This window comes from Azospirillum oleiclasticum, assembly GCF_013423485.1.
Taxonomy (GTDB): domain Bacteria; phylum Pseudomonadota; class Alphaproteobacteria; order Azospirillales; family Azospirillaceae; genus Azospirillum; species Azospirillum oleiclasticum.
The window spans coordinates 57,010-69,721 of the sequence record NZ_JABFFR010000033.1; the positions used below are offsets into that span (position 1 = coordinate 57,010).

Annotated in this window: 11 protein-coding genes; all 11 read left to right on the forward strand. The window is 70.4% G+C overall.

Annotation, left to right across the window (positions count from 1 at the left end; translation table 11 throughout):
* Positions 1 to 52 precede the first annotated feature (52 nt).
* The 11 genes from HL658_RS27895 to HL658_RS27945 all read left to right on the forward strand — a co-directional run bounded on the left by HL658_RS27895 (position 53) and on the right by HL658_RS27945 (position 12,643).
* A complete protein-coding gene (locus HL658_RS27895) occupies positions 53 to 865 on the forward strand; it encodes a WecB/TagA/CpsF family glycosyltransferase (RefSeq protein ID WP_211109868.1) in 813 nt (270 codons plus the stop codon).
* On the forward strand, positions 862 to 3,117 hold the full coding sequence (locus HL658_RS27900) for a GumC family protein (protein ID WP_180285671.1): 2,256 nt from the start codon (positions 862 to 864) through the stop codon (positions 3,115 to 3,117). The genes HL658_RS27895 and HL658_RS27900 overlap by 4 nt, the downstream gene beginning before the upstream one ends.
* 4 nt (positions 3,118 to 3,121) lie before the next feature.
* Entirely contained in the window at positions 3,122 to 4,144 is a 1,023-nt protein-coding gene (locus HL658_RS27905; RefSeq protein WP_180285670.1) for a glycosyltransferase family 2 protein, read from the forward strand.
* Positions 4,145 to 4,206: 62 nt separating this feature from the next.
* Positions 4,207 to 5,526: a hypothetical protein gene (locus HL658_RS27910; protein ID WP_180285669.1), complete on the forward strand. Its 1,320-nt coding sequence runs from the start codon at positions 4,207 to 4,209 to the stop codon at positions 5,524 to 5,526.
* A gap of 71 nt (positions 5,527 to 5,597) precedes the next feature.
* Positions 5,598 to 5,999, forward strand: a complete 402-nt coding sequence (locus HL658_RS27915) for a c-type cytochrome (protein WP_180285668.1) — start codon at positions 5,598 to 5,600, stop codon at positions 5,997 to 5,999.
* 5 nt (positions 6,000 to 6,004) lie between these two features.
* Positions 6,005 to 6,430, forward strand: a complete 426-nt coding sequence (locus tag HL658_RS27920; RefSeq protein ID WP_180285667.1) for a hypothetical protein — start codon at positions 6,005 to 6,007, stop codon at positions 6,428 to 6,430.
* Entirely contained in the window at positions 6,427 to 8,001 is a 1,575-nt protein-coding gene (locus tag HL658_RS27925; RefSeq protein ID WP_180285666.1) for an FAD-dependent oxidoreductase, read from the forward strand. Before HL658_RS27920 ends, HL658_RS27925 begins: the two co-directional genes overlap by 4 nt.
* Positions 7,998 to 8,219, forward strand: coding sequence for a hypothetical protein (locus HL658_RS27930; RefSeq protein WP_180285665.1), 222 nt, complete (start codon positions 7,998 to 8,000; stop codon positions 8,217 to 8,219). The genes HL658_RS27925 and HL658_RS27930 overlap by 4 nt, the downstream gene beginning before the upstream one ends.
* Positions 8,220 to 8,561: 342 nt before the next feature.
* Positions 8,562 to 10,112: a heparin lyase I family protein gene (locus HL658_RS37380; RefSeq protein ID WP_281378886.1), complete on the forward strand. Its 1,551-nt coding sequence runs from the start codon at positions 8,562 to 8,564 to the stop codon at positions 10,110 to 10,112.
* Positions 10,113 to 10,298: 186 nt separating this feature from the next.
* Complete coding sequence (locus HL658_RS27940) at positions 10,299 to 11,411, forward strand: glycosyltransferase family 4 protein (RefSeq protein WP_180285664.1); 1,113 nt, start codon at positions 10,299 to 10,301, stop codon at positions 11,409 to 11,411.
* A gap of 137 nt (positions 11,412 to 11,548) precedes the next feature.
* Positions 11,549 to 12,643, forward strand: coding sequence for a BON domain-containing protein (locus HL658_RS27945; RefSeq protein WP_180285663.1), 1,095 nt, complete (start codon positions 11,549 to 11,551; stop codon positions 12,641 to 12,643).
* Positions 12,644 to 12,712 lie beyond the last annotated feature (69 nt).

The window sequence follows — 12,712 nt, forward strand, 5'->3', positions numbered from 1 at the left end:
GGGGCCCGAGGCGACAACCCTCCCCGCAATCAAGAACCCAGGAGGAACCCCGATGCCACCGGAAACCGAAGCTTTACTGACCAGCCTCGGCGTGCGGGAGCGGCGGATCGAGGTCATGGGCGTGCCGCTCGACCCGCTGACGATGGACGAGACGCTGGACGTCATCGACCGCGCGATTGCCGGGCGTGTGCCGCTCAAGCATGTGGTCGTCAACGTCGCCAAGCTGATCTCCATGCGCCAGAACCCGCGGCTGGCGAGCGACGTCACGGGCAGTGACATCATCAACGCCGACGGCATGGGGATCGTCTGGGGCGCCCGGATACTGGGCCTGCCGCTGCCCGAGCGCGTGGCCGGCGTCGATCTGATGGAACGGCTGCTGGCGCTGTGCGCCCGGCGCGGCTACCGCCCCTACATCCTGGGCGCCCGGCCGGAGGTGCTGGAGCGCGCCGTCGCCAACATCCGGCAGCGTCACCCGTCGATCCGGTTCGCCGGCTGGCGTCACGGCTACTTCGATCCCGCCGAGGAGCCGGACGTCATCGACGAAATCCGTGAATCCCATGCGGACTGCCTGTTCGTCGCCATCTCCAGCCCGATGAAGGAGCGCATTACGGAACAGTACCGCGACCGGCTCGGTGTGCCCTTCATCATGGGCGTGGGCGGGTCGGTGGACGTGCTGGCCGGCGTGACGCGGCGGGCGCCGGTGCTGGTCCAGCGCTGCGGGATGGAATGGGCCTTCCGGCTGGCCCAGGAGCCCCACCGGATGTGGCGCCGCTACCTCACCACCAACAGCGCTTTCCTCGGCCTTCTCCTGCGCGAGTGGGCGCGCCGACGCATCCAGCCGAACGGAATGGACATGACGCCATGAACCACGTCTCCCCCCGCAGCGCGTACGTCGACGCGCCGCCCGCGGCCTCGCTCTGGGGCCAGACGGGCACGATCACGCTGGCCGACGTCGGGCTGATCCTGCGCCGGCGTCTGTGGCTCCTGATCATTCCCGTGCTGTTCGTGCTGGCCCCGGCCCTCTACGTGATTTCGGGCCTTGCGCCCTACTACACGGCGCAGGCGACGCTGGTGATCAAGCCGGCCACCCCCACCCCCGGAGCCGGCCCGGCCGAGCAGCTCCGCGAACTCCAGACCGACATGGAGATCATCACCTCGGAGCGTCTGGCCCGCCGCGTGGTGGAGAGCGAGGGGCTGATGCAGCGGCCCGAGTTCAACCCTCTGGTCGCCAAGCCGGAACCGCTGCCCTTCGGCATCGAGATCCCCGACTGGCGGGGAGCGTTGTTCTCGGTCACCGGCGGTGCCCTCGACCTGCGGCGCGAGGCTACTCCGGTGAACCCGGACGGCATCCTGGAGTCCGAGACGCTGCCGCGCTTCGCCAAGCGCCTCAACGTGGCGCCGATGCGGGAGTCGCGCGTCGTCCAGATCCAGTTCACGTCGGAGACGCCGGAGATCGCGCAGCGTGTCCCGAACGCGCTGGCCGACCTGTACATCACCCACCAGCTCGACGCGAAGTTCGACGCCAAGAAGATCGCCACCGGCTGGCTGACCACCCGCATCAACGAGCTGCGCCAGACCGTCGAGCAGCAGGAGCGGCAGGTCGAGCAGTACCGCGCCACCGCCGGCATCGTTGAGGGGCGGACCAGCAGCTTGGTGGCCGAGCAGCTTTCCGCCGTCGGCACCGAGCTGATCACCGCCCGCGGCGAGGCGCAGACCGCCGCCGCCCGCGTGCGCGAGATGGAGCAGGCGGTGCGCGAGCGCGGTCCCCGCGCCGCGCTGGAGATGGTCGCCACCAACCTCAACCCGACCACCACCCGCGTGCTCGACCGCGAGACGGAGCTGCGCCAGCAGCTCGCCCAGCTTCTCGGCAACTACGGCAACCAGCACCCGTCCGTGGTCAACGCCCGCCAGGAGATCGACGCCATCGATCGCAAGATCGCGGCGGAGGCGCGTGGCGTCATCGGCAACGCGCAGAGTGCGGCGGCCGTCGCCCGCCAGAAGCAGACCAACCTGGAGACCGCGCTGGCCGGACTGGAGCGTGAACTGGCCCGCATCAAGGGCGCCGAGGTCGAGATGCGCGGGCTGGAGCGGGAGGCCACCACCAACCGCACCCTGCTGGAGGAGTACCTGCGCCAGATGAACGCGCAGGAGCAGATGGCGGTGGAGCAGCCCGACGCCTGGGTGCTGTCGCCGGCCGCCCTGCCGACCCAGCAGTCCGGCCCGAACCGCAAGCTGCTGGGTGCCGGATCGGTGATCGTCGCGGGTGCCCTGTGGATCATCCTGGTCGTCGCGGCCGAGCTGCTGGAGCGCGGCATCCGCAGCACGGAGGAGGTGCGCTCCGCCCTCGACGCCACGCCGCTCGGCCTCGTGCCGCGCATCGGCAAGACCTTCTCCGGGCAGGAGGGGCGTGCCCGCTATGTGCTGGACAAGCCGACCTCGGCCTACGCGGAGGCGCTGCGCAGCGTCCACACCGCCTTGCGCATCGACCAGCGGCGCGGCGGCGGCTGGAAGGCGCTGATGATCACGTCCTCCGTCGCCAACGAGGGCAAGTCGACGCTGGCCGTGTCGCTGGCCCGGCAGGCGGCGCAGGGTGGGGAACGGGTGCTGCTGATCGACGGCGACCTGCGGCGTCCCAACGTCGCCCGCCTGATCGGCAAAGGCAATCTGACGGCCCCCGAGCAGCCGGTGTTCGGCATGCCCGACGGGCTGATCCGGATGGATGCCCTGTCCGGCGCCCATGTGGTGACGGCCGACGCCATCGGCGCCTATCTGAAGTCGCAGAACCTGAAGGCGCACATGATCAACCCGACGGTGCTGATGGACCTGCTGACCGCGGCCTATCCGCACTACGACCTGATCCTGATGGACACCCCGCCGGTCACCGCGGTGGCCGACGCCCGCGCCCTGGTGGCGGAGGTGCCCAATTGCCTGTTCGCCGTCCAGTGGAAGCACACCGCGCCGCGCACCGCGCGCTACGCCATCGACCAGATCCGCGACGCCGGCGGCCATGTGGCCGGTGTGGTGGTGACGCAGGTCGAAAGCCGGAAGCACGCGCTCTACGGCTTCGGCGACAGCGCGATGTGCCAGCGTTCCGCCTACCGCTACTATTCGAGCTGACGCGATGGACGGGATCCGCACGTCCTGGGCCGCGGTCGCCGCGGCCCTTCCCCCGGGGGATCGGCTCACCATCGGGGTGATCGCCCGCAATGGTCTGCCGTTCCTCGCCGACTGTCTTGCGGCCCTGCCGCCGCCGGGCGGGCTCGGCGACCGGCTCGACCTCGTGCTGGTGGACAGCGCGTCCGACGACGGCACCACCGCCGCGATGGCCGGTTTCGCCGCCGGCCGCGCGGACACGCGGGTCTTCCGCATCGACGGTTCCGCCAACGCCGCCGCCACCCGCAACGTGATCCTGGAGAACGCGCGCCCCGGCTACCTGATGCTGCTGGACGGCGACATGGTGGTGGAGGCGGCCTTCCTCGCCACCGGCATCGCCCGCATTGCCGCCGGGGAGGCGGACGCGGTGGTTGGCGCCCTGCGCGAGCAGCGCTTCGACGCCGACAACCGCCCGGACGGGCCGGAGATCTGGCGGCATCCGCCCGCCGGCCCGACGCCGGTGCGGGTGACCGGCGGCGCCATCCTGCTGGGGCCGGCGGCACTCGCCACCGGCCTGCGCTACGACGAGCAGCAACGCATCTGCGAGGACTGGGACTTCGCGCTGCGGCTGACGCGCAACAAGCGCATCCTGCGCATCCCCGAGCGCATGGCGCTGCACCTGACCCACTACTACTTCTCGCCGCAGCGGCACATGAGCTTCTACCGCGACCTCAAGCCGCGGCTGTTCGGCCGCCTCGTGCGCAAGCACATCGGCCGGCCCGCCAACCTCGCCGCGGTGTTCGAGAGGGAGCGCGGGGTGGCGCTGGGCGGCGCCCTGCAGGCCGCGCTGCTGGCCGGGCTCGCCGCCGGTTCGCCGGTGCTGGCCGGCGGTGCCATCGCCCTGCTGGCCGCCGACGCCCTGCGGGCGAAGCGCCGCGGCAAGGACGCGGAATGGTTCGGCAACCGCATCGCCGCACCCTGGATGGTCGCCTACGGCCTCGTCCATCCCGGCCATGTCCCGCTGAGCTACGACGTGCGGCGGATCGCGTAGTTCGTCGCACCGGGCCCCTCCCCGGCCCAGGAATTTCCCACAGCCCCACCCGGAACACCCCCATGACCATGACCCACGCCATTCCCATGCCGATGGTCCCCGCGGTCGCCGCCATCCCCGGCCTGTGCTGGTGGCGGGTGGCGCTGGTGGTGGTGTTCGGCCTCTTCCACAGCGAGCTCTTCGCCGTGGTCAGTGGCGCCGACGAGGTGCTGGTGCGGCAGGCCGGGCTGGGGCTGCTGACCGGGGCGGCGCTGGCCTCGCTGGGCTGGCTGCTCTGGCGGGGCACGCTGCTGCAGCGGCCCTATGTGCTGTGGCCGCTGATCCTGCTGTGCACCATCCTGACGGTATCGCTGTTCGCCAACACCGCCTTCTACCCCAAGCCGCTGAAGGACTGGCTGCCGGCCCATTACATCTATCTGCCGGTGTTGCAGTTCTACGTGCTGCTGGCTGTCCGCGCGACCGACCGCGACATCATCTGGGGCCTGATCCTCACCGGGGTGATCGCGGCGCTTCTGATGACCGTCTATTATCTCGGGCTGTGGGACGCGCTGCGCTACTACGCCCGCCGGTCGATCTTCGGGCTGGACGTGTCGCGCATCGTGATCATGAAGTACGAGTTCTTCTTCGCCTCGCTCGGCTTGTTCGCGATCCTGCTGACCCCGCATCTGCCGATGTGGCTGAAGACGCTGGCGGGGACACTGCTGGCGCTCTGCCTCGCCCTCCAGATCCAGGTGGTGCAGAGCCGGCAGGGGCTGATCGCCATGTTCGTCGGCATGGCGGTGCTGCTGCTGGTGGACCGGCGCAGCCTGCATGTGCGGCCCTTCCTGGTGCGCGGTGCGGTGGTGCTGATCGGCCTGCTCTGCGTGCCGCTGGCGCTCGACCAGTATCTGGAGCTGCTGACCCGCCGCGACCTGCTGGAGTCGCGGGAACTGAACGTCGCCGTGCGCTTCCACACCTTCGACCATTACGCCCAGTACTTCATCGACACCATGGGCGTCGGCTTCGGGATGTCGGCACCGTCGGGACGCATCAACAACGTGATCGCGGAGGGCCGCGCCCTGGCGGTGAACTTCACCGACCTCGGCCTCTACGGCGCCTTCATGCAGTTCGGGGTGATCGGCGGGCTGCTGGCGGTGTTCCTGACCCTCCAGGCGATCTTCTGGGGCATCCGCACGGCGCGCGCCCTGTCGCCGGAGCACGCGTGGCGGCCGGCGCTGCTCGGCGCCTACTTCATCGGCTGGCTGTGCGTGCCGGTGCAGATCAACGCCTTCACGCTGCCGTCGTCCATCCATTTCGGGGCGCTCGCCGTCTACCTCGCCTGGTACTACCGCGGCTGGTTCCACCGGCTTCCCCGGTCTACCCCGACCGCCCCACGCGGCTGACCACCCCCTCCGTTGCCGCGCGCGCGAACGGGGCATAGGGATTCTTCATCGCACCGGTTCACGAGGACGGGATGCCGAACCACGCAAGACCGACGCTGCGCATCGCCGCCGCGGCCCTTTCCCTGCTGACGCTGGCTGCCTGCAAGAGCGAGCCCGAGCTGGCGCTCGACCCGCTGAAGGTCGAGCGCGGCCGTACCCTCTACACGGGCTGCGCCGCCTGCCACGACAACCGCCGTCGCGAGACGCTGGTCGGGCCGCATCTGGTCCATGTCATCGACCGCAAGGCGGGGCAGGTGTCCGGCTACGACTATTCCGATGCCATGCGCAAATCGCGCCTGACCTGGACGCCGGAGAACCTGCGCCGCTTCATCGAGGACCCGCAGGGCTTCCTGCCCGGCACCAACATGGCCATCGACGGCCTGAAGCCGCAGGACGCCGCCGCCATCACCGACTATCTGCTGAGCCGGGAGTGACCGGAATGAAGATGCCTCGGATCACCCGCCGCCGTGCCGTCGGCGCCCTGCTGGCGCTGGTCGCGACCGCGGTGGCGGCGCCCGCACTGCCGGCGATGGCCGCACCGGCGCCCGCCGGGTTGCGGCTCGCCGCGGCCGTCGCATCGGTCGGGCGCGTCCGCGGCTTCGCCTCGCTCGGCCGGCGCATCCGCCACGCGCTGGGCGACACCGCCGCCGACAGGCTGGTCCGCACGCAGGAGCGTCGGCTGGCCGCGCGGCTCGACGGCGGTGAGGGTGCCGCCGACGCGGTGGCGTCGTTGGTGGCCGAGGATTTCCGCGCGGACCGGGTGGTCGCCGTGCGCGGCTGGCTGCTGTCCGAGCAGGAGGCGGCGCTGTGCATCGCCGCCGCCGACCGCTGGTCCCCGGAAAGCATGGGAGTGCCGTTGTCGTGACCGACTTCCTCGACGCCCTGACCGACGGGCTGCCCGAGACGCTGGACGCCGACCTCTGCATCGTCGGCGCCGGGGCCGCCGGCATCACGCTGGCGAGCCAGCTCGCCGGCCTGCCGCTGCGCGTCCTGCTGCTGGAGGGCGGCGGGATGGATCTCGACGGCGCCACCCAGGGGCTCTACCGCGGCGGCCAGCGCGGCCTGCGCTACTTCGATCTCGCCGCCTGCCGGTTGCGCTGGTTCGGCGGCACCACCAACCATTGGGGCGGGTACTGCCGGCCCAACGACCCCATCGACTACGAGGGGCGGCCGGATCTGGGCGTTCCCGGCTGGCCGGTCGGCGACGCCGACCTGCGGCCCTTCATTGAGCGCGCCGCCGCCATCCTCGGCCTGGCGCCGGAGGGGTGGGACCCGGCGGTGCAGCTCGAACGCCGCAAGCTGCCGGCCGGGGCGCTGGTGGAGCGCCATTCCCCCGCCCTCGTCACCAAGGTGTTCCAGATCAGCGAGCGGCTGCGCTTCCGCGCCCTGTTCCGCGAGGCGCTGGAGCGGCAGGAGAACCTGCGCGTGGTGCTGCACGCCAACGCCACCGCGGTCCATCTGGACCCCGACGGCAAACGGGTGGAGCGGCTGACCGTCCGCACGCTGGGCGGCAAGTCCGCCACCGTGCGGGCCCGGCGCTTCGTGCTGGCCTGCCACGCCATCGAGAACGCGCGGCTGCTGCTGGCGTCGGACGACGTCATGCCGGACGGCGTCGGCAACGCGCACGGCCATGTCGGCCGCCATTTCATGGACCACGCGCAGATCACCTCGGGCGTGTTCCTGCCGGCCAAGGGGCGTTTCCCGGCCATCTACGACTTCGGCTACATGAGCGCCATCCGCGTCAACGCCAACATCAGCCTGACCGACGCGGCGATGCGCGAGCACGGCGTGCTCCAGTACTATTGCCGCTTCCGCCCGCCGGAGGATCACGAGGGGCTGCGCGCCGCGCTCGCCCGCCTGCGCGACGGCTTCTGGAAGCCCTTCGACCCCGGGCTGCTGGAGGATGTGGCCGACGTGCTGGAGGATCTGCCGTCCGTCGCCGACGCTGTGCTGTCCAAATACAACCCGCCCAAGGGCGACGCCCGCTACTACGTGCTCGACCACCGCATCGAGCAGGCGCCCAACCCCGACAGCCGGATCGTGTTGAGCGACCGGCGCGACGCGCTGGGCAACCGCGTGGCCGACCTGAACTGGGCGCTCAACGACCTGGATTTCCGCACCTTCCGCGAGGGTGCGCGGATCGTGTCGTCGGAACTGGCGGCTCTGGGTTACGGCCGCTTCCAACTGGAGGAGCTGACGCCGGAGCTGATCGAGGGGCAGGTGCGTGGCCACTACCACCACATCGGCACCACCCGCATGAGCGCCGGCCCGAAGGACGGGGTGGTGGACGCCGACCTGAAGGTGCACGGGCTGGACAACCTGTTCGTCGCCGGCAGTTCGGTCTTCCCCACCGCCGGTTACTCCGGTCCGACCATGATGCTGATCGCCTTCGCCATCCGGCTTGCCGATCACCTGAAGGAGACCGCCCACGCATGACGACCCGTCTCGACCGCCTCCCGCTCGCCGCGGCGAGCTTGCTGTTCCCGCCCGCGGCGATCCTCGGCGTGCGCTCGGCGCTCGCGCGCATCGTCCTGTTCCTGGTGCCGGCCGCCGCGGCGCTGCTCTTCTTCGGCCTGCACGCCGGACCGGGTTTCCTGCTTTGGGTGGCGGCGGGGCTGGGGGCGGCCGTGGCCGTGCTCGCGTCCGCCCGCTGATCCCGGCGCGGGCGCCTGCGACGGAATCCAATGCAATTTCGCGATAGTTCCCGAAAGTTTTACACAAACATGTCTAACTTTCGCCTCAGCGGATCTGTCTATTCTTTTCGGGCAAACGGAGCCGGTTGGGACTGGCTGGTGGCCCGAAGGGCGGGGGTACGACCCCGCCGGGACGGCTTCCGCCAACCGAGGTTCCGGGGGATTGCGGCCCGCTGGGTCCTGCCATCCCTCGCCCTAGTCGCGATCCTCTGGCCGCAGGCGGTGCCTGCGGTTCCGGGCGCGACCGGTGGTCCCGACCGAACGGCTCTCTCCCTTGATGGGCCAACCATGGAGACGCCAGTCATGGCCACCACCCGCCCCGGTCTTCTGTTTGAGCAGACCTTCGACAGCGGCAGCGATGTCACCGCGCTCGGTTTCAAGTACTCCGGCAACAAGGACGTGACGCTCGGCACCGTCGCCGGTCAGCGCGCCGCCAAGATCTCGCTCGACCACTACAAGAGCGACTACGCCTACCGCACCGAGATCCAGCCGACCAAGCTGCCGGCCTCGCATTTCGACAGCGGCATGTTCGCCAAGATGAACCAGGAATACTGGTACGGCATGCGCGTCTACCTCGACGAGGGGTGGAAGGAGACGGACAAGGCCGACACCGTGCTGATGCAGTTCCATTCCCAGCCCGACGCGGGCGAGGCGTGGCGCAACCCGCCGGTGGCGCTCCAGGTCGTGAACAAGAACGGCGAGCAGCACCTGAACCTGATCGTCCGTTCCGACAGCAGCAAGATCACCACCGGCTCGGGCGAGGGGCGTTACGACAGCTCCAAGCAGTACGACCTGGGCAAGATCGACGGCGACATCGGCAAGTGGACCGACCTCGTCTGGCACGTGAAGTGGAACCACGACGGCAGCGGTTATCTGCAGCTCTACAAGGACGGCAAGATCATCGCCGACCTGAAGGGCGCCAACGCCTTCAACGATGCGACCGGCCCCTACCTGAAGATGGGCCTTTACAAGTACGAATGGCAGAGCGGCACCGACACCGGGCCGGACAGCCGCACCGTCTACTTCGACGACTTCCGCGTCGGCGGCTCGGATGCCACTTACAACACGGTGGCGCCCGGCACCGTCGCTCCTCCGGTCGTGAACCCGCCCGCGCCGAAGCCGCCCGCCCCGACGGAGCCGACGCCGCCGGCCAACTCCTCCGACATCAAGGGCACGGACGGTGACGACAAGCTGACCGGGACCGCCAAGAGCGAAGTGATCGACGGCGGCACCGGCGTCGACCTGCTCGACCTGTCCAAGCTGACCGCGGCGGCCAAGATCGACCTCGCCTCGGGCAAGGCCGACATGGGCGGCGGGCATGTGGACACCGTCTACAACATGGAAGGCGTCATCGGCACCTCGGCCTCCGACACGCTGCTGGGCAACGGTGCCGCCAACAAGATCCGCGGCATGGCCGGCAACGACAAGATCGACGGCCGCGGCGGCGACGACATCCTGGCCGGGGGGGACGGCAACGACGACATCATCGGCGGCAACGGCAACGACGTCCTCTATGGCGGCCGCGGCACCGACATCCTGACCGGCGGCACCGGCAGCGACCGTTTCGTCAAGGAAGCGACCGGCGAGGGCACCGACTACGTCACCGACTTCAAGAGCAACGATGTCCTCGACCTGATCGCGCTCAACAAGGCGGTGAAGGCGGCCTACGGCCACGAGCTGTCGGCGGATTACCTGTTCTTCGTGCAGTCGGGCAACGCCACCTACGTCAGGATGGACGTGGACGGCAAGGGACCGATCGGGATGGAAACCCTGTTCCATCTCGACAACGTCAATGCCTCCAGCCTGCACCTGCACGACAACGTGCTGCTGCACGACAGCGATCTGGTGTCGTAAGAGGCGGGTGGGCGAGGTCGGGTCGTCGCGGAGCGACGGCTCGACCTTGTCCGTACGGTGCGGCTTTCGCGATCCAAAGGGGCACATCCTTTTCGGCAGGCCGCCGCGCCCAAGGTTGCGTTGCGCCCGCCCGGCCCGGCCGCCACCTTCCGGGGGCTTTCCGCCGCAACGCGAGCGCCCCCGGCCATGACCATCGACACCGCTGCCCGTCCGCTGTCCGCCCGCCGCGCCCGGCGGGTCCTCGTGCTCGGGCCCGATCCGGTGGCGCAGGGCGGGGTGGCCGCGGTCATCGGCACGCTGCTGGACGGCTGGCCGGCGGAGGAGGACGCGCCGGCGCCGCGGCTGCTCGCCACCGCGGTGGACGGCGGCAAGGGGCGCAAGCTCGGCGCCGGGCTGTCGGCGCTGGCGCGCTTCGTGGGGTTGGCCGCAACCCGTCGCGTCGATCTTGCGCACATCCATTTCGCCGCCAAGGCGAGCTTCTACCGCAAATCCGTGTTCATCCTCCTGGCCGCGGCCCTCGGCCTGCCGGTGGTGGGGCATGCCCATTCCGGGCTGTTTCCCGGCTTCTACCGCTCGCGCGGGGCGTTGGGGCGGGCCTATGTCCGCCTTGTGTTGAACCGCCTGGACCGGCTGGTCGTGCTGTCGGAGGAGTGGTCCGCCTTCTACCGCGGGCTGTACAGCCGGAGCGAGCCGGTGGTCGTGCCCAACCCGGCGGCCATCCCCGAGCGGCTGGAAAGCCCGCCGGCGAAGGCCGGGCCGGTGCTGCTGTCGCTCGGCCGGCTCGGCAAGGGCAAGGGCACCTACGATATCCTGGCCGCCATACCCGCCATCCTGGAACGCCATTCCAACGCGGAATTCCATTTCGGCGGCGATGGCGAGGTGGAGGAGGTCCGCCGCCTCGCCGCCAGCGCTCCCTGGGGTGACCGGGTGCGGCTGCTCGGCTGGGTCTCCGGAGCGGGGAAGGAGGCGGCCCTGCGCGACGCCGATGTCTTCCTGCTGCCCTCGTACGCCGAGGGGTTGCCCATGGCGCTGCTGGAGGCGATGGGCCATGGCATCCCGGTCGTCACCACGCCGGTGGGCGGCATTCCGCAGGCGGTCAGCGACGGGGTGAACGGTGTGCTGGTGCCGCCGGGCGATGTCGGCGCGCTGACCACCGCCATCCTGGGCCTGCTCGACGATCCCGAACGCGCTGCGGCCATGGGGGCGGCGGGTCGGCGCACGGCGATCGAACGCTACGATCTCGGCCGGATCCGGGCCCGGCTGTCGGCCTTGTACGACGAGGTGCTTCGGCGCCGCTGACGTTCCCTCCCTTTTTCGCAAACCTGGGACGCCGGGTCCGCGGGGTGCCCCGACCGGAACGGTGCCAGCGGCCTCATGTTGAGGCCAGTGAAGGCCGCCCGTGCAGGCGGCCGGCAACAACGGGAGGGGCCAGTTCCATGGCTTATGACAATCGTTACCGTGACCGCGGCCGTTTCGACGAGGACCGCGAGCGCTGGCGGTCGGAGGATCGCGACCAGCGCGGCGGTCGTGACTACGGGCGTGGTTCCGCGTGGGAATCCGGCGGCTATGGCCGCGACCATGAACGCGACGAGGATCGCGTCTACGGCCAGGATTTCGGCAGCGACCGCAGCCGCGGCGGCGAGTCGCGCGGGATCTTCGGCCGCGACGAGGGATCGTCGCGCGGCTACGGGGTCTATGGCGGCAGCTACGGCGGCGGTGACATGGGGCGTTCCGACTATGGGCGCTCGGATCAAAGCCGCGGGTACGGGCGCGACGACCGGAGCCGGGGTGGGTCCGGTTGGGGTGACTATGACCGCGGGAACCGCGATCGCGACGTGTATGGCGGCAGCGGGGCTTGGCGCGGCAGCGACTATGGCGGCCGGTCTTCTGGCGGCGGTATGGGGCGCGGCGACTTCGGCCGCGGCTCGGCCGGGGCGGGCTATGGCTATGGCGAAGGCCGCGGCTATGCCGGCTCCTACGGTCCGCGGGAGGATGACCGCGGGTTCTTCGAACGGGCTGGCGACGAGATTGCCTCCTGGTTCGGCGACGACGATGCGGAACGCCGCCGCGAGCGCGACGCCCGTGCCGGCGATCAGGGTGCCCAGCACCACCGCGGGCGGGGTCCGCGCGGCTACAGCCGCTCCGACGACCGCATCCGCGAGGACGTCAGCGACCGCCTGACCGACGATCCCTACATCGACGCGTCCGACATCGATGTGCGGGTGGAGAAGGGCGAGGTCACACTGGCCGGGCACGTGGACAACCGCAACGCCAAGCGGCGTGCCGAGGATGTCGCCGAGGCCGTGTCCGGCGTCACCCACGTGCAGAACAACCTGCGCGTCCGCGAGCGCACGGGGATGGGTGCTTCGACCACGACGGGTGCCGCGGCCATGGCCGGGCTCGGCGGGTCGACCACCGGTTCCACGAGTTCCGGTACCGGAACATCGGGTACCGGTTCATCGGGAACCGCCGGGACGAACACCACCGGCACCATCCCGATGACCACCCGTTCCACCACCACCGGCATCTGAGGCGGGCACTCCCCACGCGTGTGACTCTGGCCGCCGATGGTCGTGATGCGCTATGTGTTGGCCTGACTC

Excerpts from the sequence above, each read along its gene's own strand:
- HL658_RS27895 (WP_211109868.1), top strand. The coding sequence starts at position 53 with ATGCCACCGGAAACCGAAGCTTTACTGACCAGCCTCGGCGTGCGGGAG.
- HL658_RS27900 (WP_180285671.1), top strand. The coding sequence starts at position 862 with ATGAACCACGTCTCCCCCCGCAGCGCGTACGTCGACGCGCCGCCCGCG.
- HL658_RS27905 (WP_180285670.1), top strand. The coding sequence starts at position 3,122 with ATGGACGGGATCCGCACGTCCTGGGCCGCGGTCGCCGCGGCCCTTCCC.
- HL658_RS27910 (WP_180285669.1), top strand. The coding sequence starts at position 4,207 with ATGACCATGACCCACGCCATTCCCATGCCGATGGTCCCCGCGGTCGCC.
- HL658_RS27915 (WP_180285668.1), top strand. The coding sequence starts at position 5,598 with ATGCCGAACCACGCAAGACCGACGCTGCGCATCGCCGCCGCGGCCCTT.
- HL658_RS27920 (WP_180285667.1), top strand. The coding sequence starts at position 6,005 with ATGAAGATGCCTCGGATCACCCGCCGCCGTGCCGTCGGCGCCCTGCTG.
- HL658_RS27930 (WP_180285665.1), top strand. The coding sequence starts at position 7,998 with ATGACGACCCGTCTCGACCGCCTCCCGCTCGCCGCGGCGAGCTTGCTG.
- HL658_RS37380 (WP_281378886.1), top strand. The coding sequence starts at position 8,562 with ATGGCCACCACCCGCCCCGGTCTTCTGTTTGAGCAGACCTTCGACAGC.
- HL658_RS27940 (WP_180285664.1), top strand. The coding sequence starts at position 10,299 with ATGACCATCGACACCGCTGCCCGTCCGCTGTCCGCCCGCCGCGCCCGG.
- HL658_RS27945 (WP_180285663.1), top strand. The coding sequence starts at position 11,549 with ATGGCTTATGACAATCGTTACCGTGACCGCGGCCGTTTCGACGAGGAC.